This window comes from Heliobacterium mobile, from assembly GCF_009720735.1.
In the GTDB taxonomy this organism is placed as follows: domain Bacteria; phylum Bacillota; class Desulfitobacteriia; order Heliobacteriales; family Heliobacteriaceae; genus Heliobacterium; species Heliobacterium mobile.
The window spans coordinates 1-915 of sequence record NZ_WNKU01000106.1; the positions used below are offsets into that span (position 1 = coordinate 1).

Genomic DNA, 915 nt, shown 5'->3' on the forward strand with positions numbered 1-915 from the left:
GTAGCTATGTCGGGAGCGGATAAGCGCTGAAAGCATCTAAGCGCGAAACCGACCCAAAGATGAGACTTCCCACTACGCAAGTAGGTAAGACCCCAGGAAGATGACCTGGTCGATCGGCTCGGGATGTACACGCCGTGAGGCGTTCAGTCGACGGGTACGAATCGGTCGAGGACTTGACCTTAAGCTTTACATCGTATATAATACGAACCTGTGCAGTTCTCAAGGGGCAAACCCTTAATGGACAAACCCTTTAAATAAAGGGCTCTTTTCCAGGAAAAACCCCTTGAAAAGCTGATGATTCTGTTATAAAATCTTTATTGTTCTTTGGAGAGATGGCCGAGTTGGTCGAAGGCGCACGATTGGAAATCGTGTAGGCGGGCAAAACCTGTCTCAAGGGTTCGAATCCCTTTCTCTCCGCCATATCGGGGTGTAGCTCAGTTTGGTAGAGCGCCTGCTTCGGGAGCAGGAGGCCGCACGTTCAAGTCGTGTCACTCCGACCATCTTAATCACAAGTAAAAATGCGGGTGTAGCTTAATGGTAAAGCCCTAGCCTTCCAAGCTAGTTACGTGGGTTCGATTCCCATCACCCGCTCCATCATGGCGGTTGTGGCGAAGTGGTTAACGCACCGGATTGTGGCTCCGGCACTCGTGGGTTCAAGTCCCATCAATCGCCCCATGGCGGCATCGCCAAGTGGTAAGGCAAAGGTCTGCAAAACCTTTATTCCCCAGTTCGAATCTGGGTGCCGCCTCCATAATTACTCGGGCGATTAGCTCAGATGGTTAGAGCGCTTGCTTGACATGCAAGAGGTCAGCGGTTCGATTCCGTTATCGCCCACCATGCCTCGGTAGCTCAGTCGGTAGAGCAGAGGACTGAAAATCCTCGTGTCGGTGGTTCGATTCCGCCCCGAGGCACCAT

The 915-nt window shown here is 52.2% G+C and carries 7 tRNA genes and 1 rRNA gene; all 8 read left to right on the top strand.

The features are described from left to right. Positions 1 to 181: ribosomal RNA gene (locus GJ688_RS19930) — 23S ribosomal RNA — on the top strand; the annotation flags it as partial. A gap of 145 nt (positions 182 to 326) precedes the next feature. Next, positions 327 to 420 (top strand) — tRNA-Ser (locus GJ688_RS19935). Positions 421 to 423: 3 nt separating this feature from the next. Further along, positions 424 to 500: transfer RNA gene (locus tag GJ688_RS19940), tRNA-Pro, on the top strand. Positions 501 to 520: 20 nt separating this feature from the next. After that, positions 521 to 594: transfer RNA gene (locus GJ688_RS19945), tRNA-Gly, on the top strand. 5 nt (positions 595 to 599) lie between these two features. Next, positions 600 to 675 (top strand) — tRNA-His (locus GJ688_RS19950). A gap of 1 nt (position 676) precedes the next feature. After that, positions 677 to 751 (top strand) — tRNA-Cys (locus GJ688_RS19955). Between the two features lie 9 nt (positions 752 to 760). Then, a tRNA-Val gene (locus GJ688_RS19960) sits at positions 761 to 837 on the top strand. A gap of 1 nt (position 838) precedes the next feature. Next, positions 839 to 914: transfer RNA gene (locus tag GJ688_RS19965), tRNA-Phe, on the top strand. Position 915: the final 1 nt, after the last annotated feature.